The organism is Daejeonella sp. (genome assembly GCF_046590655.1).
Taxonomy (GTDB): Bacteria; Bacteroidota; Bacteroidia; order Sphingobacteriales; family Sphingobacteriaceae; genus Daejeonella.
Genome location: NZ_JBKJUM010000103.1, coordinates 34,404 through 60,042, shown reverse-complemented (window position 1 = coordinate 60,042; position 25,639 = coordinate 34,404). Strand labels below are relative to the sequence as shown.

Sequence of the window (25,639 nt, the reverse complement as noted above, 5' to 3'; positions counted from 1 at the left end):
TCCATGGAATAAAACTGAAACTATTAGTAATCTAGGTAAAAAAACCGGATTGCCTATTAATAATTAAAAGTCAGCGTTTTTGGGAGTCCTCGGAAAAGGGATAACATCCCTGATATTCGTCATGCCAGTTACAAATAGAACCAATCTTTCAAATCCTAAGCCGAATCCAGCATGGGGAGCTGAGCCAAAACGACGGGTATCGAGGTACCACGACATTTCGTCGGCCGGTATATGAAGATCTGCCATTCTCCCTTCCAATTTGTCAAGGCGTTCTTCTCTTTGTGATCCACCTACAATTTCACCTATTCCAGGGAATAGGATATCCATAGCCCTTACAGTTGTACGTCCCTCTGAATCAGGCTCATTCAGACGCATGTAAAAGGATTTGATCTCTGCCGGGTAATCTGTTAATATCACTGGTTTCTTAAAATGTTTCTCTACCAGATAACGCTCGTGTTCAGATTGCAAGTCTGAACCCCATCCGTCGATAATATATTTGAACTGCTTTTTCTGGTTAGGCTTTGAGTTTCTTAATATGCCGATAGCTTCAGTATAAGTAAGCCGTTCAAAGTCATTATCAAGACAAAAGTTCAATTTCGCCAGCAGGTCCATGTCTGAACGTTCGTTCTGAGGTTTTTGCTTTTCTTCTTCAAGCAGGCGTGATGTAAGGAATTCCAGCTCATCAGAACAATTGTCAATTGCATACTTAATCAGGTACTTCAGCAGTTCCTCAGCCAAATCCATATTGTCGGTGAGGTCATAAAAGGCCATTTCCGGCTCAATCATCCAGAATTCAGCAAGGTGACGGGTGGTGTTCGAGTTTTCAGCCCTGAAAGTAGGTCCGAAAGTATAAATATCGCCAAAGGCCAAAGCGGCAAGCTCGCCTTCCAGCTGAGCTGACACGGTGAGGTTAGTTGCTTTGCCAAAGAAATCCTCTTTGTAATTTATGGTACCATCTTCATTGCGTGGCATGTTGTCTGGATCTAATGTAGATACCCGAAACATTTCCCCTGCACCTTCAGCGTCTGAACCAGTAATAATAGGAGTGTGCATACAAAGGAAACCTTTGTCATTAAAGAATTTGTGTACGGCATACGCCAAAGCATGACGTACTTTAAATACTGCATTAAATGTATTGGTACGAAAGCGCAGGTGCGCTATTTCACGCAAGAATTCGAGGCTATGTTTCTTGGGCTGAAGGGGAAACTTTTCTGCGTCGCTATCCCCGAGTATCGACAGCCCGTTCACTTTAACCTCAACCCGTTGCCCTTTGCCCATTGATTCTATCAGCTCGCCTTCAATTGATATTGCGGCACCCGTGGTTAGTCTTTTAAGCAGGCTTTCGTCCATAGAATTAAAATCTACCACAGCCTGGATATTGTTTATACTGGATCCATCGTTAATAGAAATGAATTGGTTATTTCTAAAAGTTTTTACCCAACCCATTACAGTTACCTGTTGACCAAATTCCGTAGTGTTTAAAAGATCCTTAATTCGTGTACGCTTAGCCATTTTTTTTTATTGAGTTGCAAAAATACAAATCGTTCTGTTAACCGCAAGCTGGAAGTATCAAGTATCAAGTATCAAATATCAAGTATTAAGACTCCGACCCAACGTACCGAAAGAAACGAAATACGTGTTAAGATTGCTTCGTCTTGCCTCCCCGCAAGGACATCGTCGCTAAAACTGTCCTTCCCGCAGTAAAATGAATTCACTCGATATCGCCGGATTTACTGACACCCCTTAATATCCGCTACTACCTGCTTCTGATCATAAAAACTCTGTTTATTCCCAAACGAATTGGTGATGTAAACTATGATCTGGGCAATATCAATATCCGCCAAAGCGGTATTACCCGGCATTTCAGTTTCATAACTCACATTATTGACAGACATTTTTCCTTTGAGGCCGTTCTTTATCATACAGGCAAGTGAAGATCTATTTTTGGAGAGGAACGCGGTGTCGGTAAGAGGAGGATAAAGTTTGCCCAATCCTTCTCCATTAGCGCCATGACAATTCTGGCAGTTCTTTTCGTATAGCCCTTTGCCGTTTACAAAGTATCGCTGATAGTTTAGTTCCAGTTCATTACTGCAGGAATCAAAAACCAGGACACCAGCAAATAGAGTGGAAAGTAAATAAAGAAGCTTATTTCTCATTCAGCTTTTCTTCGTCCAAAAGCTTTTCAATGTCGCCCATCATTATCTTAACCTGGTCTTCGTTTGTGCCATCATAGGCTCCGCGTAGCTGTTTTTTTGTATCAACCAGTACGAACCAACCCTGATGCACAAGTCCCTGAGGATCTGCATCGTCCTCATAGGCTCCTACGAGATAACTTTTGGCTGCAATGTTGAAGATGGAATCACGGGATCCATGAACAAATGCCCATTTGCCGCTTTCTACACCTAGTTTGGTCGCATAGCTTTTGAGCCGGGATGGCAAATCATATTTTATATCAATCGAGTGGGAAAGGAACTTAACGTTGGGATTGTCATTGTACTTCTTATATACCTCCAGCATATTCCTATGCATAACCGGGCAAATTGAATTGCATGAAGTGAAGAAGAAATCAGCGACATATATCTTATTGTCAAAATCTTTATCAGTTATAATTACGCTGTCCTGATTCAGGTAACTAAAAGGAGGGACGGTCTGATACACGGTATCTACAATAGTCTTACCGTCAACAGTTTTTTCTACAGCTTCTCGGTTTCCGAGGATGGGGAGTCTTTGGTCAGATTTATTTGTACAGGCCTGGAGTACACAGATTATTGCAGCAAATAATAATAGTTTTTTCATGGAGTATTCTTGTCTTAAAAAGAAATGTAACCAACAGACTGGTACAATAGTGCGATGATGCGTATTTCATCAGCAAATATACTTCCTTGAAAAGCAATTATCTCTTATCAGCTAGTCAGGTCTGCCATAATTTTTTCTATTTTATCATCCTGCTCTTTACTTTTTGCTGCAAAGTCGCTTTTATCAGCGAGGCTTGTTTTCACACTGCAATAAAACTTGATTTTAGGTTCGGTGCCTGAAGGCCGGGCCGAAATGATACAACCATCTTCCGTTATGAATTGCAATACGTCCGATTTCGGGTAATCCAATTTCTTTGAGCTACCGGAAACCATGTCAGTTTCTTTACCAAGTTCATAATCCTTCAGTGTTGCAACTTTTGAGCCCCCAAGCGAAGCAGGTGTATTGGTCCTAAATCGTTCCATCATTGCTTTAATCTCTTCGGCACCGGATTTGCCTTTCCTGGTTAATGACACAAGTTTTTCTTTGTAGAAACCATATTTCTGATACATATCAAGCATCGCTTCATACAAACTGCTCCCTTTATCTTTGTAATAGGCTGTCATTTCAGCAATGAACGCGCAGGCAATAACGGCATCTTTATCCCTAACCAGTTCACCTACGAGGTATCCGTAGCTTTCTTCTCCACCGGCTATAAAGGTTTTCTTTCCCTGAAGCTCAGTCATTATGGCTCCGATCCACTTAAAGCCGGTGAGGGTTTCATAGAAATCGACTTTTTTTGATTTGGCGATATCTATAATCAAAGGAGTGGTGACGATAGTTGATACGATATATTCATTTCCTGTGAGCTTCCCATTTTCTTCCCATACGGTTAACATATAATTAATAAGAAGGCTTCCTGTCTGGTTGCCGTTCAGAAGCACAAATTCGCCCTCGGTGTTCTTAACAGCAATCCCAACCCTGTCGGCATCCGGATCAGTTGCAAGAACCAGGTCTGCATCAATTTCTGCTGCTTTGGCCAGAGCTAAAGTAAGTGCTTCTTTTTCTTCTGGGTTCGGATAAATAACTGTGGGAAAATTACCGTCAGGAGTTGCCTGTTCCTCAACAATAGTAACGTTCGTAAAGCCGAAGCTTTTCAAAGCTTTTGGCACCAAGGTTATCCCCGTGCCGTGAATCGGTGAAAATACAATCTTAAGGTCTTTTTGTCTTTGTATCGCCTCGCCTGAGACCGAAAGTTCAGTGATCTTGTCCAGATATAATTGATCGATTTCTTCGCCGAGAAGTTCAATATTTGCATCAACTCTATCAAATTTTACATTATCTATACTCCCTACAGCGGCTACTTCGTCCATTACCATTCTGTCATCGGGCGAAGTAAACTGACCCCCATCGGCTCCATAAGCCTTATAGCCATTGTATTCTTTCGGATTATGTGATGCGGTAATCATGACTCCACTCTTACAGCCTAAATGTCTGATGGCGAATGAAAGTTCGGGTGTAGGACGAAGCTCTTTGAAAAAATAAACGTGTATCCCGTTGGCCGAAAAGACTTCAGCGGTGATGTTGGCAAAATAATCCGACTTATTCCTGCTATCGTGTGCAACAGCAACTTTGATCTTTTCTCCGGGATATTTTTTAATGAGATAATTACATAAGCCTTGGGTTGCAGAGCCGATTGTGTATTTATTTATTCGATTTGTTCCCGGTCCCATGGTTCCTCGCAAGCCGCCAGTACCGAATTCCAAATCCCTATAAAAGGAATCTGTAAGTTCGGTAAAAGACTTTGAATCCAGGAGGTTTTGTATTCCTGCTCTAGTCTGGGCGTCATAGTTGCCTTCGAGCCATTGATTTATCTTACTTGAAACTGATGGTTCTAAGTTTTCCATGGAATATTGTTTTTTGGTATAATGATAAACAACCCTAAACCAGACTATTTGTTGCTAATTAAATTACACTATTCGTGGAAATTTAGCGCCTTTTTTCTATTTTTAGCTGCACATTGCACAAGTATAAAAATCATTTGCTGCATTCTAAAATTCAACGATTAAATGAAGGTATTAAAGTTCGGAGGAACCTCAGTCGGCAGTCCCGATCGCATTAAAAAGTTATTAGACATTATTCAACCACAGAATAGGCAAATTGTTGTGCTTTCTGCAGTATCGGGTACTACAAATAGCCTATTGGAAATTGCCCAGGCTTACCTTTCGGGAGATAAAAATTTAGCTTCCGATCTTACCGTTGCGCTAAAAGACAAATATGAGATATTCGTTAAAGAGCTTTTTGCCACAGAAGAGGGGCTGGAGAATGGTAATGACCTGATAAATTACCACTTTAATCTGATTGCTTCGTTTGCCAATGAGCATTTTACCACTATTGAAGAAAAGATCATCCTCGCCCAGGGAGAATTGATTTCGACAACCTTATACCACATCTATCTTACAGAAATAGGAGTTAGATCGAAATTACTGCCTGCCCTTGATTTTATGAAAATCGATGAGGATAATGAACCCATAATTGAATATACCACTGAACATCTGCAGCCGCTGCTTGATGAAGATCCATCAGAAACATTATTCATCACTCAAGGCTATATATGCAGAAATGCTTTTGGTGAGGTCGACAATCTTCGCCGCGGAGGCAGTGATTATACAGCTTCACTCATTGGTGCAGCAATCCGCGCTGAAGAAGTGCAAATATGGACTGACATTGATGGCATGCATAATAACGATCCGCGCATTGTAAAAGGTACAAAACCTATTGCACAGCTTTCGTTTGACGAGGCGGCGGAACTTGCCTATTTCGGTGCAAAGATACTTCATCCCCAAAGTGTTTTCCCTGCTCAGAAATACAAAGTCCCGGTTCGCTTACTCAACACAATGGAACCGGAGGCCGGGGGCACACTAATAACTAATGAGAGCGAGCGTGGTAAAATAAAATCCATTGCTGCAAAGGATGGTATTACAGCAATTAAAATTCAGTCGAGCAGGATGCTTCTTGCTTACGGTTTTCTAAGAAGAGTATTCGAGATTTTTGAGCGCTATAAAACGCCGATCGATATGATCACAACTTCTGAAGTTGCAGTATCGGTAACAATTGACGACACCCGCAATCTTGATGAAATAATAAAAGAACTGAACAATTTTGGAACCGTTGAAATAGATAGTAACCAAACCATTGTGTGTGTAGTTGGTGATTTCGCCGCTGATAAGCATGGTTATGCCTCACGCGTTTTCGAAGCCCTTAAGCACATACCTATTCGAATGATATCTTACGGGGGAAGCAGCTATAATATATCCATGCTACTGGACGACAAGCACAAAGTTGAAGCCCTGCGTTCTCTGCACAACCGTTTATTTGAATAACTCAATCAGCCTCGCGCTGATTCAATTGACTATATGTTTGATCCCTCAATACTAAAACGTTTCCAAGGTCTTGATACGCCATTTTACTACTATGATATGGCATTACTTGATAAGACTTTAAACGTCTGTAAATCTGCAGCAGATAAATATGGCTTTCATGTCCATTATGCATTTAAGGCAAACTTCGATCAGAGGGTATTACAAGCCATTCAGACTGTGGGCTTTGGTGCAGATTGTGTCAGCGGCAACGAAGTTAGGAAAGCTATTGAGATTGGTTTCGACCCTGAAAAGGTAGTATTCGCTGGTGTCGGAAAATCTGACAAAGAGATAATTGAAGCATTAAATAAAAATATCTATTGCTTTAACGTTGAATCTGTTCAGGAACTTGGGGTGATAAATGCACTCGCAGCTAAACTTGGAAAAACTGCGCGGGTTGCCATCAGGATCAATCCTAATGTGGATGCCCATACGCATCATTACATAACTACCGGACTCGAAGAGAACAAATTTGGTGTAAACCAGTGGGAACTGAAAGCATGTATAGAGGAGTTGAAGAGATCAGAAAACCTTAAACTGATAGGAATCCATTTCCATATTGGTTCGCAGATTACAAAACTTGAAATATTTCGAAGTCTTTGTGTCAAGGCTAATGAATTAAGCCATTGGTTTGAAGACCACGGTTTTCAACTTCAGATCCTAAATGTGGGGGGTGGGTTAGGGGTAGATTATCATAACCCTGACGCCGCAGCTGTTAACGATTTCGCAAGTTATTTTGAAGTATTCGATAAATTTTTGGAACGGAAACCGGGCCAACAAGTTCATTTCGAACTCGGCAGGGCACTTGTCGCCCAATGCGGAAATCTAATCAGCAGGATACTCTACGTTAAGAACGGCTTAAAGAAGAACTTTATAATACTCGATGCGGGCATGACTGAATTGATGCGCCCCGCTCTTTATCAGGCTTACCATAAAATTGAAAATATGTCGGCAGGTACAAGCGCTGACAAACTCAAATATGACGTTGTGGGTCCTATTTGCGAAAGTACTGACTGGCTTGGAAAGGAAGTTGAACTTCCTGTTTCAAAGCGCGGCGACCTTGTCATACTAAGAACTGCGGGGGCTTATGGGCAGGTGATGGCTTCAGGGTATAATTTGAGGGATATTGTGAGGTCGGAATATTCTGAGGTCTGAGGTCTGAGGTCTGAGGTCTGAGGTCTGAGGTCTGAGGTCTGAGGTCTGAGGTCTGAGGTCTGAGGTCTGAGTAATTAGCCGGCCAATATAGCCTTACTAATAGTTTGTTGCTGCTAATCGGAGCATTTTTTTTAAAAATTCCTTGGTATTTTGCTTCCTTTTTCTTATATTGTTTATGTTAGCCTCTAACGGATAAAACTCCGGAACCAAACTATTTATATCACAAATCGAACAATATTATAAAGGCCGGTCGAACGTAGGATAAACGTAGGATAAACGTAGGATGGAGCTTCCTAAGCCCTGCCTTAGACGATATTTAGCTACACAAAAGATAACAGATTGTCAATTATGGCACGTTATAAGGATAACAAGATAATGGAAGGCACCAGCGGTCATTTTAATCAACAAATGGTGCTTAAAACTTACGGAAATAATACATTCTTATGTAAGTACCCCGATATGGGCAACGTTGAGTTTACTGATAGCCAGAAAGCAGAGCAAAGTTTGTTTGCTGATGCTATTGTCTACGCCCGATCCATCATTAATGATCCGGAAAAGAAAGCAACCTTTAAAGCCACCCTCGAACCAGGGCGTAGGGTTTATAATGCGGCAATATCTGCGTATTTGAAGGAACACAAAAAATAGAACATGGAACAAAGGAGCATATTATTCCACGACCTTGTTGTTTACTGCCTGCCGGTAGACAGGTTTTGTTCCTTATTCCAACTTTTTATACAAAAGCATTTATCCCCGTAACATCCATTCCCGTAATCAACAAGTGGATATCATGCGTTCCTTCATACGTAACAACAGACTCTAAATTCATCATATGACGCATTACCGGATATTCTCCGGTAATTCCCATTCCGCCAAGCATCTGGCGTGCTTCACGGGCAACGTTCATTGCAGTTTCCACACTATTGCGTTTGGCCATAGATATCTGGGCCGGGGTAGCCCGGTTTTCGTTTCTTAAGACACCGAGACGCCAAACCAGCAGCTGTCCTTTTGTGATCTCTGTAATCATTTCAGCTAGTTTCTTTTGTTGCAATTGGAATCCGCCGATTGGGCGGCCAAATTGTATGCGTTCCTTAGAATACCGTAGCGCTGTATCGTAACAATCCATGGCTGCACCAAGAGCACCCCATGCTATGCCATACCGAGCCTGGTTAAGGCAGCCCAGGGGCCCTTTCAGTCCGGATACGTTAGGTAAGAGGTTTTCCTTTGGTATCTTAACATTATCAAAAACCAGTTCGCCGCTGGCAGACGCACGCAGGCTCCACTTTCCGTGGATTTCCGGAGCAGAAAAACCTTCCATGCCTTTCTCCACGATAAGTCCTTTGATAATCCCTTCTTCATCTTTAGCCCAGACGATGGCGATATCCGAAAAAGGAGAATTGGAGATCCACATTTTGGCACCATTTAGCAAATAGTGATCGCCCTGATCTTTTATATTGGTAATCATACTGCCCGGGTCAGAACCATAATCCGGTTCGGTCAGGCCGAAACAGCCTATAAACTCACCGGAAGCTAGCTTGGGCAAGTATTTCTTTTTTTGTTCTTCAGACCCATAGGCATATATGGGATACATCACCAGCGAACCCTGAACAGATGCGGTCGAACGGATGCCGGAATCGCCGCGCTCGATCTCTTGCATAATTAAGCCATAAGAAATATAATCCAGTCCGGCACCACCGTACTCCACCGGAATAGTAGGACCGAAGGCGCCAATGTCAGCAAGCCCAGGAATCAAATGTTTAGGAAATTGCGCTTTTTGAGCGAAATCTTCAATTATCGGGCTGACTTCTTTCTTCACCCAGTTGCGCACACTATCACGGACGAGTTTATGCTCGTCATTTAATAACTCATCTATCAAATAGTAGTCAGGAGCTTCATATAGATCCTTTTTAGAGGATTTGTGTATCTGGTTAAGCTTTTCAGTTTCTGAGGGCATAAAGAATTCTTTTTTCAAAATTAATAAAAATTAAGTATCAAGTATCAGGTATCAAGTAGGCTCTCGAACTTGAGGGGTGGGTTATATGACCATTTGTACCGGCGAAAAGGCCAATACCTGATACCTCACACCTCTTCCACCGATTTTTCTCCTGCTTTCACCGAGTATTGACCTGTGCCTGCCAATTAGTGATAGGCCGCAGAGGAATACTGGGGTACATTTGATCAACAAAGCAAACAAGAAATATTAAAAACATAAAGTCATGAAAACATTATACACCCTTACAACAATCGCTCTAATCGCCTTATCTTTAAGCAGCAAGGCTGATGATAAAATCAAGAACAGAGAAAAAACTTCTGTAGTGCCGGTTGCGCCTTTCATCTGGGGAGACCCTGAGACTGCTGCACCGGACGGAATTAAATGTAAAGCAATAAACGCCCTGGTTCCAGTCGCACCATTTGTATGGGGATCTCCTGAAGATGCACACAACATTACTGAAATTAGACACCTGCTCGTTCCGAACGCTCAGTTCACTTTCGGCGAACCTGATGCTGATATCCCGGTTGACTTAAAGTTTATCAAAGCAAAAAACGCGATGGTTCCGGTTGCACCATTTGTTTGGGGTAATTCTGAAGAAGCTGCTCCTGAATTATAACAGAAGTTCTTACGAAAATTATATATTATAGTCCCCGCCAGTTTTAGCCCGTACTTCCAAAGATCATCTCACGATGTGTTTAACATTAAACATCGTAATAAACTCCGGATTTTTACAATACCAGTGTTTGATTTCAAGCGGAAAGAAACCTGGAAATTGCAATCATTCCAAGCGTCATATTTCTCGTCCATATCCAGAAGCCATTAGCCTTGGGAGTTATCGGCAAATATTATATAGACGAATAAAAAAGAGTGCCCAAACATCCTGGACACCCTTGTCTTATCAAAATTATTGATCTTAACTTTTCACCGGCCTCCCCAACATCCAGCCCGCAACCGCGCCACCAATTCCCATCATTACTGCACTGCAAAGTCCTTCGACGAAAATGGATTGAATGGTAGACAAATTCATTTGCCCATAAATAATAAAGCCAGTTGCTATTGCGTACAAAAAGAATGCAATCGCACCATAGGAAGCGCCCCGGGATGCTGATGATATACCTGCAGCATTCAGACTCCACGCCAATAAGATTCCATAGATCAAATTTCCAACCCCAATCGCCCAAATCTCCATCGGGTCTTTGACAAGCCCTTGATAAACCGGCATTGTTGACGCAAAATAATCCATCATTACAATTCCATAAATAAGGTACCCTACGAAGAAAATAACAATACCTGTTACAATCCCGCTAATAAGTGTTTTTGTGTTCATACTTATGTGATTTTAAGTTTAGGTATAAGAAAATTAATGTTTAACAATGAGAATTGCAAGGAAAAGTAATCTGAAATGCTGCTTAATTGTCTAATAGTCAATCCGTATTTCTGTTTTTGCAAGTCAAAAAGTGATGGGAATTTGTCGTAGCTAAACCTCTTTCGATAATAGTTTATATCTTTACTTATGGATTGGAAATTAGTAAAAGATGAATTGCCTGAGCAAGCAAAAGATGTACTCCTGTTCGATGGAGGTCAAATATATTTTGGATATTACAGTGAAAAATATCACAAGTTTGTAGTTGCTAACGACAAAGTCTCTCTCGAAGACTTTAGCCACTGGATGACTTTGCCACCATTCCCATCAAAAAGCTGATTGTCACAAGATTCCCAAAAATTAGAATCTTTATTGACAATTAGCCTCCCCGGCATTGTTTTTGCATAACAGGCGGAAATGCTAATGACTTGCTCTTAACCCGTTGATCGGGTCAAACATCTACCTAATTTTTTCTATTATGAAGTTGAGAATAATATTAGCCTTGTTGACACCTATCCTTTTTTCGATGCCGTGTATAGCGCAAAATGTAAATGCTGTGCTCGGAATGTGGCAAAGTGAGCACGGAAACGCGCAGGTTCAAATTTCTAAGAGTGGCGAAAATTATAACGGAAAGATCGTTTGGTTAAAAGAAGAAAATAGCGACTCAGGGAAGCCAAAAACTGATCAGAATAACCCTTCGGAATCATTAAGATCCCAGCCGATTTTAGGTCTGGAGGCTCTTAGTGATTTTACCTATAAAGGTGACGGAGTTTGGGATGGCGGAACCGTTTACGATCCACGATCTGGTAAAAAATATAGCTGTAAATTATCAATAGACGGAAATGGTAAATTGGAAATTAGAGCTTTCATGGGTATTAGCCTGATAGGTAAAACTCAATATTGGAGTAGAGTTAAATAGTATGAAAGCAGTTTAAATATTATGGCTTTTGACTTAAAATGAAATAAATGGTTGACAAAACACCTATTAAAATTATTGCTATAATCTTAATTCCCCTTGTTATAGCGGCAATAGTTCGGTTTACAACCTTGGATAGGAAGGACCAGTCGGATAAAAATCCTGACAAAAATGAGAATCCCGGTATTATAGACCCTGATAGAAAGGTGGGTGCAAATGTGATTATCTCATGGTTGCTTCCAAAAAGTTTGCTGGAAGTTTCTGGTATAGCATGGTTAGATGCAGATCATTTTGCATGTGTTCAGGATGAGCTTGGGAAAGTGTTTATTTTCAATGTTCGCCAGAACAAGATAGATCAGGAGATACCATTTGGTCCTAACGGTGATTATGAGGGAATAGCCGTTGTTGGGGAGACTATATACGTGTTGCGGGCTGACGGTGTATTATTCGGAATTGAAAATTATTCAGGCGATAAACGAAGCGTGAAAATGTATAAAACAAGGCTCTCTAAAAAGCAGGATAGCGAAAGTCTGGCCTATGATGAAAAGAATAAGAGGTTACTTATTGCCGCGAAAGAAGTTAGTTCTGAAAGTTCGGATTTCAAGGGCATTTATGCATTTGATTTGACGACTAAAACGATGCCTGAAGCTCCCGTATTCAAAATAGACCTGAAACACGAAATTTTCGGCGACATCAAAAAAGGCAAAGCGAAAAATTCAATAAGTCCGTCAGATATAGATATTCATCCCATTAATGGTAATCTTTACATTCTTGAAGGAACCAAACCAAAGCTACTAATTATGAGCCCGGAAGGCAAAATGCTTTCTTTATATGAGCTTGATGAAAAAGATTTTCCTCAGCCAGAGGGTATTTCTTTTGGTCCAGATGGAAAATTGTACATTTCTAATGAGGGCAATAAGAAAGAAGGAAATATACTTCAGGTGGAGCTTTTAAATAAGTAAATATTATATTTTGATCTGCCCTGTTCAACTTTCTACTATTTGCTATCGGGGTGAAATTCTTAACTTTTTGAAAGCGGAAGTGAAATGAAAAATGTAGTTCCAACTCCTGATTCACTTTCAAATTTCAAGGAGCCATTCTGAAGTTCAATGAACTCCTTGCTTAAACTAAGACCTAAACCCACGCCTTTTTCGTTTTTGGTGCCATAAGAAGATTCTGCTTTTATACTAAAAATACTTGCTTTTATTTGATCAGACATTCCGGTGCCAGTATCCTTTATAACTATTTGGCAATTCGAATTCTCGTATCCTGCTTCAAGAGTTACGCTTCCATGCGGATGGGTAAATTTGATCGCATTGCTCAGAATATTTCTGATCACCAGTTGTAACATGTTCTTATCACCGTAAACCTGAAGTTTCGGATCAATTGAATATGACAGGACAACTTCCTTCCGACTGGAAATAGTTTTGAAAACCTCGATTACCGGACCAATCGTTTCTTCCAGGTCTAATAGCTGCTTATCCAGGACAATACCCTCCATTTGAGACTTCGACCACATAAGGAGGTTTGTTAACATCATATCAGTATTTTGGGTCATTGTCATCAAATCACCCTTAATTTTCCTCCTGTCCTGATGATCAAGGTCCACTTCGGATAAGACTTCGAGATAGCTTTGTATTGATGCGATAGGAGCTTTAAGATCGTGAGATATAATAGAAAACATTTTATTTTTCGTTCGATTTATCCCTTCCAAGTCTTCGGCTTTAGCTTCTAAACGACGCTGCGCTTTGTAATAATTATTTTTGATAAAAAGGTGCCCTATAAGGATTGTAAGTGTGCATAAGCAATAGCTCGTCGCCACATCACCAAATTTGGTAAAGCGGCTTACGTACATGCTTTGAATGATGTTTGGATAAAAATATTCCATTAATGTCAGCCCTAGAGCAATGAAAACATTAAGTGATAACCAGTATTTGTATGCCTCGGGCTCAGAGACGGCGCTGACCATAAAAAATACTGCCAGCAACAGTAACAGGGTTGGACCACCGCTTCCGGAATTATGAATATAATTAAAGATAAGGACTACATGTATGATCACTATCGAAAGCACAATACTCAGTTTTGTTTTGTTCAGAAATCTTGACAAAAAAAAGAGAGTGAATTGAACCACCATTGCCGCCAATGATAACCAGGCGGAAATCGGCAGGTCTAGATAAAAATTAAGGGGAACACAGTAGGCCAGTGCGGCTATTGCAACGAGGCAAAACGTATGGAATATTCTGGTCTCGAGTGAAAACTTTGAATAATCACCAGTTAAATAAAGTAAAGGTTTCTTAAAAGGCATTCAAGTTTAAACATATTGTTAAAAACATATTTAACGGAATAAAAAAATCGTTTAGCAAGGTTAATGATACGGAAACTTTTTTGGAATATAAATGTTGAGATAATAATAAATTGTTAACTAAACGAAAATTCAATGGAAACTTTAAAATTAACTAAATTGAAGAGCTTGTACGCTATCCTTTTCCTTGCTTTCAACAGTGCTATAGTAAATGCGCAAGATAGCTCGAGCACATCAACATCAACCAGATCCAGCAGTACCGTTACAACGGAAACAACTACTGTTGAACCATGGGTCTGGATAGTTGGTGCGGCAGTTATTATTATAATAATTGTTGCCTTAACACGTAGCAGTAGCAGCAGTAAGAGTACTTCAGGAACTACTGATCGAGTTACTGTTACTAAAAAAGTTGAACGCGAGAATGATATTTAATTCTCTGGAAATTTGGCTTGTCAAATAGCCAATTGAAAAGCCCGGATATTATTATATCTGGGCTTTTTTTGTTCGGTGGTTATGGCTCTATCACTTTGATCAGAGAACCCTGCGAAACTCTTTCCGTCAAACTCATCCCGTTCAGAATGGAAATTTCTTCCAGCCGTTTCTGTGGGACATTATAACTGGTAAGTGCCTGCTGTAAGGTGCCTGTTTGTTTGACTGTCTTAATTCTAACTCTATCAGCGAGTTTATTAATCTTTTGAGGATCAGTCAGCTGTTTAAAGTTCCGCATTGTTTGTAAGAACGTCTGAGAATAATTATTAAAGTCGGCCGGTGAAGAGGCCCCAAGAAGCATATAGATGTTTCCTCCGTATTCAATCAGATAAGTTAGTGTTCTTGCCGTTGATGCCTGCCCTTGCTGCTGGGGTTTAACATCGGCGACTAGCGCAAGCGCATTTAAGCCGTTAACGGTTACTCTATTCGACTCTAAGACCTGCAAGTTATTTTGCTGAACTACAGCATTGGCGGCTTCATCCAGAGTTTTCCCTGGAGCAAATGTCATCATCATTAATGCCCGTCCGTCTTTGGGAGCCATTTGAACCCGTTGGGGTGTGTTTTCGTAGCTCCAGCCCTGCGGAACAGGGAATTGCAATTTTAACACTGGATGGTAGAATATATTGTTTTCTAAAAATCCTCCTTTCGGATCTTCACCATAGATAATCCCATCAATTTTTCTTAAGTATGAATCGCGGTTTACCTGGGGATTTGTCAAATTTAACTTGTTTTTCCATTCGACGGAAAGATTATTTACTGCTACGTTCCTGTCCTCCGGGTTTGGGTGCGTAGACAAAAAATCTGGAAGTTCCGCATTCTCAGATCCCGCACTTTTACGCTGTAGGGTGTTAAAAAACCCAGCCATTTCCCGGGCATCATAGCCTATCTTGGACGAATATTCTACTCCAAGATCATCAGATTGCCTTTCAGCATCCCTACCAAACTTCAAAAACAGAACTCCCAATCCTTGGGATAATGGTTCCGCTAATTGGCCGAGTTGGGGGACAAGTATCATACTTCCTATTAAACCCACTTGTCCTAGCATTGCTTTGGCTTGTTGGGACACCGTGTGTCGTGCTGTAATATGTCCGATTTCGTGTCCTAAAACTCCTGCAAATTCAGCTTCATTGTTAAAGTGAGCCATTATTCCACGCGTGAAATAAACGTATCCCCCCGGAACTGCAAAAGCATTTACTACCTCAGAATCGACTATTTTAAATTCGTACTGAAGATTTGGGCGGTGCGAAATTGCCGCCATAGCTATACCCTTTTGGGTTATAAAGTCCTGAAGGTTTTTATCTTCATAAAGACCGTATTGCGCTATTATCTGTGGGTCTGATTGTTTTCCCATAGCAATTTCCTGAGCTTCTGACATCAGTACAATTTGCTTTTTCCCGGTAACAGGATTTACAGCACAAGCATTTACAAGAAAAAGGGAACCGGTAAGAAAACCGAATAAAATATAATTTTTCATTTTTATAGCTAAACTTGGTTTATATTTATTATTCATCATTTATTATTTTGTTAAGCCCCTTTTCGGGAACTCAAGCTTTCCATTAATTGAGAGTATAGGTCATCACTAGTTGCTTTTTCCGGCTTAAGTTTTTTAATTGATGCCCTTTTACCTTTTGCCTTGGCCTTAATGATTTTTAAAAGGTCACTTGTATATTCATCTTTAAATTGGTCGATCTTAAATTTTGATGTGTATTGTCCGATCAAAGCGAGCCCAACATCAAGCTCTTTCTTGTTAATACTGATATCCGTTGGGCTAAGAATTTCTTCCATCGATCTGATTTCTTCTGCAAACCGGATTTTGCTGATCACAATTACTTTCTCAAGAGCATGTAAGACGCACAAATTTTCAGTATTTCTAAGTACAAACCGCCCTATTCCTGCTTTTTTGGATCTAAGCAGGGCCTGTAGGAGTAGGGCATAGGCTTTACGTCCCTGAGTTTCTGGTTCTGAATAATAGGAAGTTTCATAATAGATTGGATTGATTTCTGTCATATTGACGAAATTTTCCAATTCGATCATCTTCGTTTTTTTAGGACTGGCATCTTCAAAATCCTGATCTTCAATAATTACATAATTATCGTCTATGGCATACCCCTTAACGATCTTCTCAAAAGGGACTTCCTTTCGCGTGTTTTCATTAATCCTTTGAAACTTTATTCTCGAATGGTCTCTGCCATCAAGCATGTCCATGTCCAGGCTGCTTTTCTGAACGGCTGAGTATAATTTTACAGGGATGTTTACCAGGCCAAATCCAATCGAACCTTTCCAGATTGCTCTCATATTCCAACTGCTTTACCACTTAAACATTCTAATATTGAAATGGTTTGCATGGGGTAACAAGACATCGGCTTGCACCATTCGAATCAGGAAAGGAGAGGTAAATAACCGTTATAATAAAGTATAAGAAATCAGGCAATACAAGGCCACCTGTCGCACCCTTCGAAATGGGTCGGCCGGCCAAAGCGCTTTCGCTGGTCCTGCAGAAGACGTTATAATTCTCTAACCCAGATGTTTCTGAAGCTTATGGCAGGACTTGGATCACCATGATCCTGTAATTTAATGGGCGACGGTCCGTGCTTTTTATAAACTGGTGGTCCTATATAAGCAGTTTCTCCTGTAAGTTCAATATTATTCTGAATTAGAACTCCATTGTGCATAACAGTAACTCTTGCACCCGATTTAACTGATCCGTCTTCATTAAAAACTGGAGCGGTCCATATTATATCGTAAGATTGCCACTCTCCCGGCTTTCTGGAGGCATTTACTAATGGGATAAATTGCTTGTAAATACTTCCGGCTTGACCATTACTGTAAGTTACATTATTATAGGAGTCAAGAACTTGTAATTCATATCCACCATCGCCACCTCCGGTAGACGCGAGAAATACTCCGCTGTTTCCTCTGGCTTGGCCCTCACCAGTAATATTTACTGGAATTTTCCACTCAATATGAAGTTGATAATTCGTAAAAGCTTTTTTTGTCTGGATGTTTCCGGTACCCTTTTTAACGGTAAACGAATTATCAGAAACTGTCCATTTTGCCGCTGATTTGTCTTTAACTGTTATCCATTCATTAAGATTTTTGCCACCGAAAAGGATAATGGCATCGGCAGGGGCTACCTGAGAATCGACCGGAGCGGATACGATCTTTGGTACAGGAGTCCACACTTCTGTGTCTTTAGGATTTCTGCTCTGAGCGTTTGCTATAAGAGCTGTGAACATTAAACATGTGCTGATACAGGAGATTTTAAACATAGTTTACATTTTTATATGCCTAATATAAGGAAAAGGAACACTATGCTCAAAATACTTTATTTTTGTGTCATGGGTAAAATTTGGCAAAAGGTTAGTTTAGAAGGTGTTCGGGTTTTTGCATACCATGGTTATTATCCCGAAGAGCAAATACTGGGCACCGAATTCATTGTTGATGTTGATACGGAGCTCGAAGTTTTTACTGCCGGTGAAGATGAAATTTCAAATACGGTAAATTATGAAAAGTTGTTTCACATCATATCACACGAAATGCAAACCCCCAGAAAGCTGATAGAAACGGTGGCGCATGCCATACTTGACCAGATACGGCATGAGTTTCTGGCTGTGAAAAATATCCGCGTAGTTATTCGAAAGATGAATCCCCCATTGGGTGGTGTAGTTCATAATTCGGCGATCGAAGTTAATTATAATCGTTAAGATGACTTTTAATATAATATCAGATCAAATTCTCCTTCGTTTAACAGAGATTGTCGGGACAGGAAATGCTATTTCAAAACGTGAGCATCTAGAGAAATATGCTCATGACGAAACAGAAGATCTTCGCTTTTATCCACAGATCGTGGTCTGCCCAATAAATACAGATCAAGTCTCCCGCTTAATGCTATTATGTAATGAGAACATGATACCTGTTACTCCACGTGGTGCTGGAACAGGGCTTTCAGGTGGCGCGCTTGCGGTTCACGGAGGTTTAGTCATTTCGATGGAGAAATTTAACAAGTTCATTGAAATCGATGAGCGGAACCTTCAGGCTACAGTCGAACCCGGTGTTATAACTGAAGAACTGATGAATGCGGCGGCACAAAAAGGATTACTTTTTCCGGTTGATCCCTCAAGTAAAGGCTCTTGTTTCATTGGGGGTAATGTTGCCCACGGAAGCGGTGGGCCGCGTGTTGTGAAATATGGGACTATCCGAGAGTATGTTCTAAACCTGGAAGTTGTGCTTCCAACTGGCGAGGTTATTTGGACAGGAGCAAACACCCTTAAGTACGCTGCCGGATATAATCTTACTCAGCTAATGATAGGATCTGAGGGAACATTAGGTATAATAACTAAAATAGTGTTGAAATTAATACCGCGGGTTAAGGATAACCTAATTATGCTCGCATCGTTCTCTACTAATGAAGAAGCGTGTGCTGCGGTATCTTCGATATTTATGACCGGCGTTACTCCTTCTACTCTCGAGTTTATGGAAAGGAAAAGTGTGGAATGGGTTATTAAATACGACAATTTTCAATTCGACCTCAAACCTGGAGCTGGAGCGTTTTTAATGATTGAGTTGGATGGTAATGATTTAGATTTATTAATGACAGACGCAGAAAAGATCAATCTGGTTCTGGAATCCCATGGATGCATAGAAGTATTGCTGGCTGATACGACGGCTCAAAAGGATGCAATTTGGAGGATGAGACGGGCAATGCCGCTGTCAGTTAAATCGAATTCCATCTACAAAGAAGAGGATACAGTGGTTCCCAGGGCTGAGCTGCCCAAACTTATTCGTGGAATAAAGGAAATAGGATTACGCTTCGGATTTGACTCCATATGCTATGGTCATGCTGGAGACGGAAATTTGCATGTTAATATAATTAAAGGAAATATGAGCGATATTGACTGGAATACCCGGTTAAAAGATGGTATTCGTGAGATATTTGAACTTACTGTATCCCTCGGGGGAACGATCTCCGGGGAGCATGGAATTGGATTGGTGCAGCGCGAGTTTATGAGTATTAAATATAGTGATGTTCATTTGAATTTAATGCGAGGTATAAAAAGCGCCTTTGATCCAAAAGGAATACTTAATCCCGGCAAAATTTTTTAAATATGGTAATAGACTGGAATGATTTAACTACAATGCTAGTCTCAGTTCTTTGCGGAGGTTTGCTGGGCGTTGAAAGAGAATATCACAACAAATCAGCGGGCTTAAGAACAATCGTATTGATCTGCCTGGGATCTACCGTTTTTACGATGGTTTCCCAGCGCATTGGCGGTAGTGATGACCGGGTAGCAGCGAACATCATTACAGGCATCGGTTTTATAGGCGCCGGCGTTATCTTTAAAGAAAACCTCAATGTAAAAGGCCTTACAACAGCAGCTGTTATCTGGATATCAGCAGCTATTGGGATGGTAGTCGGTATTGGAGAATATAATATGGCCTATCTGCTTACCGTCATTATCCTGATAGTTCTCAGTGGGTTTGAACAGCTCGAATTTCAAATCGATTCAATAAACCATAAAAGCAACTATTACATTACCTTTAAAGACGATAAACTTTTTAATATAGACTTGATCCTGGAGATGGCAAAAGCTGAGAAACTTAAAGCATCTGTAATGCATTTTTCCAAAGCAGACGGTAAATTAACAGCGAATATTGAAGTGAGAGGGAATAAAAAACACTTTAGCAGGCTGACAGATAAATTTTTAGCTAAACCTGAAATTCTGGGCTTAGAGCATTAAGCGCTTCAAACTCTTTCATTTTATTTTTCTGGTAAACCGGTATAAGTGTTGACTTTCCATGACCGTAATCATAGGTTACACAGCTTGTAAGTCCAGTTGTGCAAATTTCTTCTTTTCCCAGGCTCTTTTTGACCAGAATATATTCGACATCAAAGCTGCTATTACCAATCCGCGAAGTTCGGACATAGGCGTAGATCTCATCATTGAGTAAAATCGGTTTCAAATATTCTATCTCCGACTTTCTGACAATTATTCCAATACTATTCCAATCCCACTTTATAATCTCCTTCCAATAAACCGAGCGGGCAATTTCGAAATAGGTCAAATATATAGCATTATTCACGTGACCGAATGCATCAATATCAGCAAATCTTATTGGGATTGATGTTTTATAATGATATCCTTCTATTGTGCACATGTCGTTAGGTCGTGTGTAATTCTACAGTCATAACACGCTGGTATTCCTATTGTTCTGTTCTCTTGAAAATTAATTACTAACAATAGGAGATACAGCAATGACTCAAGTAAAATTCAACAACGGACAACAATCTGATGCTTTGAAATCGCCGTATTCAGACATTTGTTGTTTTATTACTTAACCCGGCCTTTTCTTTTTTATTCATCCGGTCAGGATCAAAAATTGTAGATTTGCCCTATGCTGAGAGAAATTCTAGAAAATAAACGGAAAGCGCTTAAAATAAATCTCGATGAAGCAATTTATGGCACATTTGCTGAAATTGGAGCTGGTCAGGAGGTAGCCCGAAATTTTTTTACTGCGGGTGCAGCCTCAGGAACTATTGCTAAAACAATGTCGGCATACGATATGGTATTCAGTAACTCGATATATGGTGCAGAGGAATCAGGCAGATATGTATCGGAGTCTCGGCTTGACAAAATGATCCGGCACGAGTTTGGACTATTATCTGAACGACTTCACGGCCCTCAGTATGAAAACAAGACTTTTTTTGCTTTCGCTGACACAGTTAGTACCTTAAATTTTAATAAAACTAATGACCCGCATGGCTGGTTAGGTATCCGATTTCAGCTTACCCCGGGCGGTGAACCTAACGATATAGTTTTTCATGTCAGACTGCTTGATAGCGATTCTAATCTCCAGCAAAACGTTTTGGGCGTGTTGGGAGTTAATTTGGTTTACGCAGCATATTACTATACAGACGATTTGCAGGCAATGATTGAATCACTCGTCGATAATTTGTCTGTTGGGTCTGTAGAGATAGATCTAATTAGTATTAGCGGTCCGCAGTTCAAAAATGCCAATGATCGGCTAGTCAATTTATATTTGATTGCAAAGGGATTCTCCGGTGCGGCTATTTTCGACCCTCAGGGAGAAGCGCGGCAGTCTAAGGATGTACTTTACAAAAAAGATGTTATGATTCTTCGCACAAAATTTGGACAAAAATCTACCCCGAATTTTGATCTTTTTAACCGGGCGGTCGAACAGTTTAAGAGGTCGCAGAAGGTTGACGACAAAAATATTGTCGTATTGATTGAAGTCCTCATGACGAATTTCCTTGATGATTCCGAAGTAGGCACAGATGAGCTTGAAAAGTTTGCCCTACGGGCTGAAGAATTATGCGGGACAGGTAATCACGTAATCGTATCTGACTTTGCCCGAAACCACAAACTCGCCCAGTATCTTTCCCGATGCAACCCCAAAAGCGTTGGCATTTCAACAAACATCGCAAACCTGAAAAATATTTTTAATTCTGAAAATTATTCTGAAAATTACACAGATGAATTACTTGCATATATCAGCGACTTGTTCAGTAAAAAAGCAAAGTTATATGCTTATCCATATCTCGATAAAGCTAATAACCAAATTATAACTACGAAAAATATGCCTGTGTCAAAGGAAGCAAAACACTTGTTCGAATTCCTGGTTCAGAACGGCTATATAACTGATATCGATCACTATGATGCGAAGGACGTAAAAACGGTTTAATTGAAAGTTATAAGTTATACGTTTTAAGTTATACGTCAACACGGCCAAATCAATCACCAACCTGCCTACCGTCAGTCAGGCAACCACCACTTTCACTTCCTAAATAACTATACACCAACTAACACCCAAGCCCCTAATTCCTCATATTAATATACTGTAGGGGCTGTCCGAAATCTTCTTTCCGGCAAAGTGCAATTACAGACTGGAGGTCATCAATTTTTTTGGCCTGCACCCGAACCTGATCGTCCATTATAGATGCCTGTACTTTAAGTCCGCTATCTTTAATGCTTTTAACAATCTTTTTTGCGATCTCCTTGTCTATTCCTTCTCTGATCTTGATTTCTTTCCGAAGCATATTACCTGAAGCATATTCTGCCTTCCCAAGATCCATACTACCAGGATCTAGATTGTGTTTGACCATCCGTGAAATAATTGCATCCTGAATGGCTTTCAGACGCATATCGTTTTCCGTAACTATCGTAATTTCGTTAGTTTTTTTATCCAGCTCAACACTGCTTTTTGAGTCGTTAAAATCATACCGGTTGAGTATCTCTTTTTTTGCAGTATTTATTGCATTGTCGAGCGTTTGCCCATCAATTTTGCTTACAATATCAAATGTTGGCATAAATATTATTCTACTGGTAAAAAAACTTTTAATATATTTAACTTACACACTTAACTTAAGTAGTCTTTTAAAGAAACCTTATATCATGAAAGCAAATAAAGCAAAAACATCTAAGAAAACGGTAAAAAAAGTTTCTAAACGAAGTATTAAAAAGGAACTCGAGACTTCTATATCCGATAAATTTTTGGAAGCAATGAAAGGCCTGGGCCACGATGCCGGGAAATTAACGAAAGAGATAAAAAAGGCAAGCCGTGTTTTAGCCAATAAACTTGCAGATAAGTATCATGAAGTTAAGATTGCTGTAGAAGAGAAAATTGAAAGCAATAAAAAGGAGAAAGCTAAAAAGCAAAAAAAGCAACTTACTTCACCAAAAAAGACCGTGACTTCCGCAGTTGTAAAAGCTGAGAAAGTTGTTGCAAAAGCCGTTACAGCTGCGGCGGGGAAGGCTCAGGTATTAGGACGAAAGACAACTGGCAAGAGTGCAGCTATTAAATCGACAACAGCCAGGCCAACAGTAAAGTCGACTGCAGGCAAGTCTGCCCCGGCGAAACCAGCGTCGAAAACAGTCAAATCTTCAGGAAGCCAGTCCTCATCGGCAACTGCTGTAAAAGCTGCTGTGCCTCCCGCTAAAAAAGTAACTCCGGCAGCGAAAGCACCGACTAAAAAAGCGGTTCCGGTTCGGCGAAGAAGTGATAAAGTAATTACAGCTTCAACAACGACAAATGTAGTGGCCGCAAAAAATAATTCTGAAGAAGCGGATAAAACTAATCTGTAAACTGATTGTTTAATTAGCAAATAGAATTAATGTGATTTTAATATTAATTTAATATAAAATTGAGATTTTTACAGTCCCGTCCATCAGGTACGGGACTGTTTATTTATACTAAATGCCAAAAAATATTCCGCTTATCAATCGTGAGGTTAGCTGGTTATCGTTTAATGACCGGGTGTTGCAGGAGGCAGCAGATAAAACTGTCCCTCTCGTTGAACGCATTCGTTTCCTCGCCATATTTTCCTCCAACCTCGATGAATTTTACCGTGTTAGGGTTGCAACACTGAGCCGCCTTTCAAATCTAAATACTAAGTCGAAAGAAATTCTTGGATATAATCCCAGAAAGACTCTAAACCAAATCAAGACTATTGTCGTCCGTCAAGAGCGAAAGTTTAATCATTTGTACGAGGATGACATTGTAAAAGAGCTTGAACGTCAGAGAATATTCATTATCAGTGAGAAGCAGTTGAATGTGTCGAGGGGCCAATTTGTTAAAGAATATTTTAGGAATAAAGTATTATCTACGCTTGTTCCTTTAATAATTGACAAGGATAAGCCATTTCCGGAGCTTAAAGACAGAGCGATATATTTTTTTGTTAAACTTACTAAACACAAAAATAAAGACAAGTTTAAATTTGCATTAATCGAAATTCCAACTGACGGATCGAACAGGTTTATAGTGCTTCCGGAGACAAATAATCTAAAGTTTATTACGCTTATTGACGACATTGTAAGATACTGTCTGGACGATATATTTTTCATTTTTGACTATGATGCGATTGAGGCCTATTCCATACAGTTGACAAGGGATGCCGAACTTGATCTTGACAGACATGTGAGTGAGAAATTTATTGATGCACTTTCCAAAAGCCTCCAAAAGCGCGGTAAAGGTAAACCCATGCGGTTGCTATATGATTCTGACATGCCCCTGGATATGTTGACCCATTTAGTGGCAGAACTTGACCTTTCTGCAGATGGTCTTATTCCGGGTAACCGCTATCATAACTTCAAGGATTTTATAAGTTTTCCCAATGTTGGCGGTCCGGAATTGGAATATCCACGGATTTCTCCTTTGCCGGTAAGTAATTTTTCCAGTATTAGCAGCATTTTTGCCCAAATTGCAAAGCGCGATTTTTTGATCAACCTGCCTTATCAATCATTCGATTATATCATACATTTTCTGCGAGAGGCGGCCATCGACCCGAAGGTTAGGGAAATCAATATTACCCTTTACCGTCTCGCTGAAAATTCGCGGGTGATACATGCTTTAATTAATGCTGCCAAAAATGGAAAAAAAGTAAACTGCCTTCTCGAGTTAAAGGCGCGATTTGACGAACAGGCAAATATCTTTTGGACAAACCGGCTAGAAGATGAGGGAATAGAAGTAAATTATGGAATGCTGGATTATAAAGTCCATTCCAAGATATGCCTTGTAACCAGAGTAGAAAAGGGCAAGAAAGTTTATTACGCCAACCTTGCCACCGGAAATTTTAATGAGAAAACTGCTTCTCTCTACTGTGATCATAGTTTATTTACAGCAAATCCAAAAATTACTCAGGAATTAGTCAAGTTATTCGACGGTCTCCAGAAAAAAGTTTTTTACAGAGGGTTTGAAAACCTTATTGTTTCACCCCTTGAAAGCCGACAAAAGATATATAATCTTATAGACACAGAGATTAAAATAGCAAAATCGGGGAAAGCTGCCTACATCATCTTGAAGATGAACAGTCTTACTGACGAGGATATGATCGCAAAGCTTTATGATGCGAATAATGCAGGGGTAAAGATAAATCTTATACTCCGGGGAATGTGTTGTCTTATTCCTGGTGTTCCCGGCTTTAGCGAGCAAATCGAAGTGATCAGTATAATAGATCGGTTTCTTGAACACGCGAGAGTGTGGATATTTGGCAATAATGGGGATGAAAAAGTTTTTCTATCTTCAGCCGATTTAATGGCGCGTAATCTTGACCATCGTGTTGAAGTAGGGTTTCCTATTCTGGACCCTTTGGTGAAATCGGAGATCCGGGATATCATAGATATTCAGTTGAGGGATAATACAAAGGCCAGAGAAATAAATCAATTGAACAACAACCGATATAAACGAAATAGAAGTAAAATCCAGAATCGGGCACAGGTTGACATTTATTCATACTTGAAATATAAGAAATAGAACA

At 40.1% G+C, this 25,639-nt stretch carries 26 protein-coding genes; 14 read left to right on the top strand and 12 right to left on the bottom strand.

Annotated elements, in window-relative coordinates:
• Window positions 1-63: 63 nt before the first annotated feature.
• From asnS to ACLL8Z_RS10260, 4 genes are all read right to left on the bottom strand, one after another.
• A complete protein-coding gene (gene asnS, locus ACLL8Z_RS10275) occupies window positions 64-1,512 on the bottom strand; it encodes an asparagine--tRNA ligase (RefSeq protein WP_411274689.1) in 1,449 nt (482 codons plus the stop codon).
• Window positions 1,513-1,730: 218 nt separating this feature from the next.
• Window positions 1,731-2,156, bottom strand: coding sequence for a c-type cytochrome (locus ACLL8Z_RS10270; RefSeq protein ID WP_411274688.1), 426 nt, complete (start codon window positions 2,154-2,156; stop codon window positions 1,731-1,733).
• Complete coding sequence (locus tag ACLL8Z_RS10265) at window positions 2,146-2,796, bottom strand: SCO family protein (RefSeq protein WP_411274687.1); 651 nt, start codon at window positions 2,794-2,796, stop codon at window positions 2,146-2,148. Before ACLL8Z_RS10265 ends, ACLL8Z_RS10270 begins: the two co-directional genes overlap by 11 nt.
• Before the next feature lie 107 nt (window positions 2,797-2,903).
• Window positions 2,904-4,640 (bottom strand): phospho-sugar mutase, encoded by a 1,737-nt coding sequence (locus ACLL8Z_RS10260; RefSeq protein ID WP_411274686.1) that lies wholly within the window; start codon window positions 4,638-4,640, stop codon window positions 2,904-2,906.
• Window positions 4,641-4,802: 162 nt separating this feature from the next.
• Between ACLL8Z_RS10260 and ACLL8Z_RS10255 the strand changes: the two genes are divergently transcribed.
• The 3 genes from ACLL8Z_RS10255 to ACLL8Z_RS10245 all read left to right on the top strand — a co-directional run bounded on the left by ACLL8Z_RS10255 (window position 4,803) and on the right by ACLL8Z_RS10245 (window position 7,952).
• Window positions 4,803-6,116: an aspartate kinase gene (locus ACLL8Z_RS10255; RefSeq protein WP_411274685.1), complete on the top strand. Its 1,314-nt coding sequence runs from the start codon at window positions 4,803-4,805 to the stop codon at window positions 6,114-6,116.
• 33 nt (window positions 6,117-6,149) lie between these two features.
• Window positions 6,150-7,307: a diaminopimelate decarboxylase gene (gene lysA, locus ACLL8Z_RS10250; RefSeq protein ID WP_411274684.1), complete on the top strand. Its 1,158-nt coding sequence runs from the start codon at window positions 6,150-6,152 to the stop codon at window positions 7,305-7,307.
• A 348-nt stretch (window positions 7,308-7,655) separates the two neighbouring features.
• Complete coding sequence (locus ACLL8Z_RS10245; RefSeq protein WP_411274683.1) at window positions 7,656-7,952, top strand: hypothetical protein; 297 nt, start codon at window positions 7,656-7,658, stop codon at window positions 7,950-7,952.
• An 85-nt stretch (window positions 7,953-8,037) separates the two neighbouring features.
• On the opposite strand, the gene ACLL8Z_RS10240 is transcribed toward ACLL8Z_RS10245, so the two are convergent.
• Entirely contained in the window at window positions 8,038-9,258 is a 1,221-nt protein-coding gene (locus tag ACLL8Z_RS10240) for an acyl-CoA dehydrogenase family protein (RefSeq protein WP_411274700.1), read from the bottom strand.
• Between the two features lie 262 nt (window positions 9,259-9,520).
• Between ACLL8Z_RS10240 and ACLL8Z_RS10235 the strand changes: the two genes are divergently transcribed.
• On the top strand, window positions 9,521-9,913 hold the full coding sequence (locus ACLL8Z_RS10235) for a hypothetical protein (RefSeq protein WP_411274682.1): 393 nt from the start codon (window positions 9,521-9,523) through the stop codon (window positions 9,911-9,913).
• Between the two features lie 297 nt (window positions 9,914-10,210).
• Here the strand turns inward: ACLL8Z_RS10235 and ACLL8Z_RS10230 are convergent, their stop codons facing one another.
• A complete protein-coding gene (locus tag ACLL8Z_RS10230) occupies window positions 10,211-10,624 on the bottom strand; it encodes a hypothetical protein (protein ID WP_411274681.1) in 414 nt (137 codons plus the stop codon).
• Between the two features lie 186 nt (window positions 10,625-10,810).
• Here ACLL8Z_RS10230 and ACLL8Z_RS10225 point away from each other — a divergent pair, with 186 nt between their 5' ends.
• The 3 genes from ACLL8Z_RS10225 (at window position 10,811) to ACLL8Z_RS10215 (ending at window position 12,538) form a co-directional block, all read left to right on the top strand.
• Window positions 10,811-10,999: a DUF551 domain-containing protein gene (locus tag ACLL8Z_RS10225; protein WP_411274680.1), complete on the top strand. Its 189-nt coding sequence runs from the start codon at window positions 10,811-10,813 to the stop codon at window positions 10,997-10,999.
• Window positions 11,000-11,138: 139 nt separating this feature from the next.
• Window positions 11,139-11,579 (top strand): DUF2147 domain-containing protein, encoded by a 441-nt coding sequence (locus ACLL8Z_RS10220; protein ID WP_411274679.1) that lies wholly within the window; start codon window positions 11,139-11,141, stop codon window positions 11,577-11,579.
• A gap of 47 nt (window positions 11,580-11,626) precedes the next feature.
• Window positions 11,627-12,538 carry an SdiA-regulated domain-containing protein gene (locus ACLL8Z_RS10215; RefSeq protein ID WP_411274678.1) on the top strand — a complete coding sequence of 304 codons (912 nt, stop codon included), beginning with the start codon at window positions 11,627-11,629 and terminating at the stop codon, window positions 12,536-12,538.
• Window positions 12,539-12,597: 59 nt separating this feature from the next.
• Here the strand turns inward: ACLL8Z_RS10215 and ACLL8Z_RS10210 are convergent, their stop codons facing one another.
• Window positions 12,598-13,881 (bottom strand): sensor histidine kinase, encoded by a 1,284-nt coding sequence (locus tag ACLL8Z_RS10210; protein ID WP_411274677.1) that lies wholly within the window; start codon window positions 13,879-13,881, stop codon window positions 12,598-12,600.
• A 132-nt stretch (window positions 13,882-14,013) separates the two neighbouring features.
• Here ACLL8Z_RS10210 and ACLL8Z_RS10205 point away from each other — a divergent pair, with 132 nt between their 5' ends.
• On the top strand, window positions 14,014-14,310 hold the full coding sequence (locus ACLL8Z_RS10205; protein WP_411274676.1) for a hypothetical protein: 297 nt from the start codon (window positions 14,014-14,016) through the stop codon (window positions 14,308-14,310).
• Window positions 14,311-14,389: 79 nt separating this feature from the next.
• On the opposite strand, the gene ACLL8Z_RS10200 is transcribed toward ACLL8Z_RS10205, so the two are convergent.
• The 3 genes from ACLL8Z_RS10200 to ACLL8Z_RS10190 all read right to left on the bottom strand — a co-directional run bounded on the left by ACLL8Z_RS10200 (window position 14,390) and on the right by ACLL8Z_RS10190 (window position 17,636).
• Window positions 14,390-15,841 (bottom strand): M48 family metalloprotease, encoded by a 1,452-nt coding sequence (locus ACLL8Z_RS10200; protein WP_411274675.1) that lies wholly within the window; start codon window positions 15,839-15,841, stop codon window positions 14,390-14,392.
• 50 nt (window positions 15,842-15,891) lie between these two features.
• Complete coding sequence (locus ACLL8Z_RS10195) at window positions 15,892-16,662, bottom strand: Ku protein (protein ID WP_411274674.1); 771 nt, start codon at window positions 16,660-16,662, stop codon at window positions 15,892-15,894.
• 209 nt (window positions 16,663-16,871) lie between these two features.
• Window positions 16,872-17,636 (bottom strand): DUF1080 domain-containing protein, encoded by a 765-nt coding sequence (locus tag ACLL8Z_RS10190; RefSeq protein ID WP_411274673.1) that lies wholly within the window; start codon window positions 17,634-17,636, stop codon window positions 16,872-16,874.
• Window positions 17,637-17,705: 69 nt separating this feature from the next.
• Between ACLL8Z_RS10190 and folB the strand changes: the two genes are divergently transcribed.
• The 3 genes from folB to ACLL8Z_RS10175 are packed head-to-tail and all read left to right on the top strand — an operon-like array spanning window position 17,706 to window position 20,105.
• The gene (gene folB, locus ACLL8Z_RS10185) at window positions 17,706-18,071 is read left to right on the top strand and encodes a dihydroneopterin aldolase (RefSeq protein ID WP_411274672.1); all 366 of its coding nucleotides are present in this window, start codon (window positions 17,706-17,708) and stop codon (window positions 18,069-18,071) included.
• Between the two features lies 1 nt (window position 18,072).
• Window positions 18,073-19,470 carry an FAD-binding oxidoreductase gene (locus ACLL8Z_RS10180; protein ID WP_411274671.1) on the top strand — a complete coding sequence of 466 codons (1,398 nt, stop codon included), beginning with the start codon at window positions 18,073-18,075 and terminating at the stop codon, window positions 19,468-19,470.
• A gap of 2 nt (window positions 19,471-19,472) precedes the next feature.
• Window positions 19,473-20,105 carry an MgtC/SapB family protein gene (locus ACLL8Z_RS10175; protein WP_411274670.1) on the top strand — a complete coding sequence of 211 codons (633 nt, stop codon included), beginning with the start codon at window positions 19,473-19,475 and terminating at the stop codon, window positions 20,103-20,105.
• Here ACLL8Z_RS10175 and ACLL8Z_RS10170 read toward each other — a convergent pair.
• Window positions 20,074-20,523: an acyl-CoA thioesterase gene (locus ACLL8Z_RS10170; protein ID WP_411274669.1), complete on the bottom strand. Its 450-nt coding sequence runs from the start codon at window positions 20,521-20,523 to the stop codon at window positions 20,074-20,076. The two genes, ACLL8Z_RS10175 and ACLL8Z_RS10170, sit on opposite strands and share 32 nt — an antisense overlap.
• 237 nt (window positions 20,524-20,760) lie before the next feature.
• Between ACLL8Z_RS10170 and ACLL8Z_RS10165 the strand changes: the two genes are divergently transcribed.
• Complete coding sequence (locus ACLL8Z_RS10165; RefSeq protein ID WP_411274668.1) at window positions 20,761-22,068, top strand: nicotinamide mononucleotide adenylyltransferase; 1,308 nt, start codon at window positions 20,761-20,763, stop codon at window positions 22,066-22,068.
• A gap of 133 nt (window positions 22,069-22,201) precedes the next feature.
• On the opposite strand, the gene ACLL8Z_RS10160 is transcribed toward ACLL8Z_RS10165, so the two are convergent.
• Window positions 22,202-22,693, bottom strand: a complete 492-nt coding sequence (locus ACLL8Z_RS10160; protein ID WP_411274667.1) for a YajQ family cyclic di-GMP-binding protein — start codon at window positions 22,691-22,693, stop codon at window positions 22,202-22,204.
• Window positions 22,694-22,778: 85 nt separating this feature from the next.
• Between ACLL8Z_RS10160 and ACLL8Z_RS10155 the strand changes: the two genes are divergently transcribed.
• A complete protein-coding gene (locus ACLL8Z_RS10155) occupies window positions 22,779-23,468 on the top strand; it encodes a hypothetical protein (protein WP_411274666.1) in 690 nt (229 codons plus the stop codon).
• Window positions 23,469-23,580: 112 nt separating this feature from the next.
• On the top strand, window positions 23,581-25,635 hold the full coding sequence (ppk1, locus tag ACLL8Z_RS10150; RefSeq protein ID WP_411274665.1) for a polyphosphate kinase 1: 2,055 nt from the start codon (window positions 23,581-23,583) through the stop codon (window positions 25,633-25,635).
• Window positions 25,636-25,639: the final 4 nt, after the last annotated feature.

Coding starts and splice junctions, on each gene's coding strand:
- asnS (WP_411274689.1), bottom strand. CDS start 1,512: ATGGCTAAGCGTACACGAATTAAGGATCTTTTAAACACTACGGAATTT.
- ACLL8Z_RS10270 (WP_411274688.1), bottom strand. CDS start 2,156: ATGAGAAATAAGCTTCTTTATTTACTTTCCACTCTATTTGCTGGTGTC.
- ACLL8Z_RS10265 (WP_411274687.1), bottom strand. CDS start 2,796: ATGAAAAAACTATTATTATTTGCTGCAATAATCTGTGTACTCCAGGCC.
- ACLL8Z_RS10260 (WP_411274686.1), bottom strand. CDS start 4,640: ATGGAAAACTTAGAACCATCAGTTTCAAGTAAGATAAATCAATGGCTC.
- ACLL8Z_RS10255 (WP_411274685.1), top strand. CDS start 4,803: ATGAAGGTATTAAAGTTCGGAGGAACCTCAGTCGGCAGTCCCGATCGC.
- lysA (WP_411274684.1), top strand. CDS start 6,150: ATGTTTGATCCCTCAATACTAAAACGTTTCCAAGGTCTTGATACGCCA.
- ACLL8Z_RS10245 (WP_411274683.1), top strand. CDS start 7,656: ATGGCACGTTATAAGGATAACAAGATAATGGAAGGCACCAGCGGTCAT.
- ACLL8Z_RS10240 (WP_411274700.1), bottom strand. CDS start 9,258: ATGCCCTCAGAAACTGAAAAGCTTAACCAGATACACAAATCCTCTAAA.
- ACLL8Z_RS10235 (WP_411274682.1), top strand. CDS start 9,521: ATGAAAACATTATACACCCTTACAACAATCGCTCTAATCGCCTTATCT.
- ACLL8Z_RS10230 (WP_411274681.1), bottom strand. CDS start 10,624: ATGAACACAAAAACACTTATTAGCGGGATTGTAACAGGTATTGTTATT.
- ACLL8Z_RS10225 (WP_411274680.1), top strand. CDS start 10,811: ATGGATTGGAAATTAGTAAAAGATGAATTGCCTGAGCAAGCAAAAGAT.
- ACLL8Z_RS10220 (WP_411274679.1), top strand. CDS start 11,139: ATGAAGTTGAGAATAATATTAGCCTTGTTGACACCTATCCTTTTTTCG.
- ACLL8Z_RS10215 (WP_411274678.1), top strand. CDS start 11,627: ATGGTTGACAAAACACCTATTAAAATTATTGCTATAATCTTAATTCCC.
- ACLL8Z_RS10210 (WP_411274677.1), bottom strand. CDS start 13,881: ATGCCTTTTAAGAAACCTTTACTTTATTTAACTGGTGATTATTCAAAG.
- ACLL8Z_RS10205 (WP_411274676.1), top strand. CDS start 14,014: ATGGAAACTTTAAAATTAACTAAATTGAAGAGCTTGTACGCTATCCTT.
- ACLL8Z_RS10200 (WP_411274675.1), bottom strand. CDS start 15,841: ATGAAAAATTATATTTTATTCGGTTTTCTTACCGGTTCCCTTTTTCTT.
- ACLL8Z_RS10195 (WP_411274674.1), bottom strand. CDS start 16,662: ATGAGAGCAATCTGGAAAGGTTCGATTGGATTTGGCCTGGTAAACATC.
- ACLL8Z_RS10190 (WP_411274673.1), bottom strand. CDS start 17,636: ATGTTTAAAATCTCCTGTATCAGCACATGTTTAATGTTCACAGCTCTT.
- folB (WP_411274672.1), top strand. CDS start 17,706: ATGGGTAAAATTTGGCAAAAGGTTAGTTTAGAAGGTGTTCGGGTTTTT.
- ACLL8Z_RS10180 (WP_411274671.1), top strand. CDS start 18,073: ATGACTTTTAATATAATATCAGATCAAATTCTCCTTCGTTTAACAGAG.
- ACLL8Z_RS10175 (WP_411274670.1), top strand. CDS start 19,473: ATGGTAATAGACTGGAATGATTTAACTACAATGCTAGTCTCAGTTCTT.
- ACLL8Z_RS10170 (WP_411274669.1), bottom strand. CDS start 20,523: ATGTGCACAATAGAAGGATATCATTATAAAACATCAATCCCAATAAGA.
- ACLL8Z_RS10165 (WP_411274668.1), top strand. CDS start 20,761: ATGCTGAGAGAAATTCTAGAAAATAAACGGAAAGCGCTTAAAATAAAT.
- ACLL8Z_RS10160 (WP_411274667.1), bottom strand. CDS start 22,693: ATGCCAACATTTGATATTGTAAGCAAAATTGATGGGCAAACGCTCGAC.
- ACLL8Z_RS10155 (WP_411274666.1), top strand. CDS start 22,779: ATGAAAGCAAATAAAGCAAAAACATCTAAGAAAACGGTAAAAAAAGTT.
- ppk1 (WP_411274665.1), top strand. CDS start 23,581: ATGCCAAAAAATATTCCGCTTATCAATCGTGAGGTTAGCTGGTTATCG.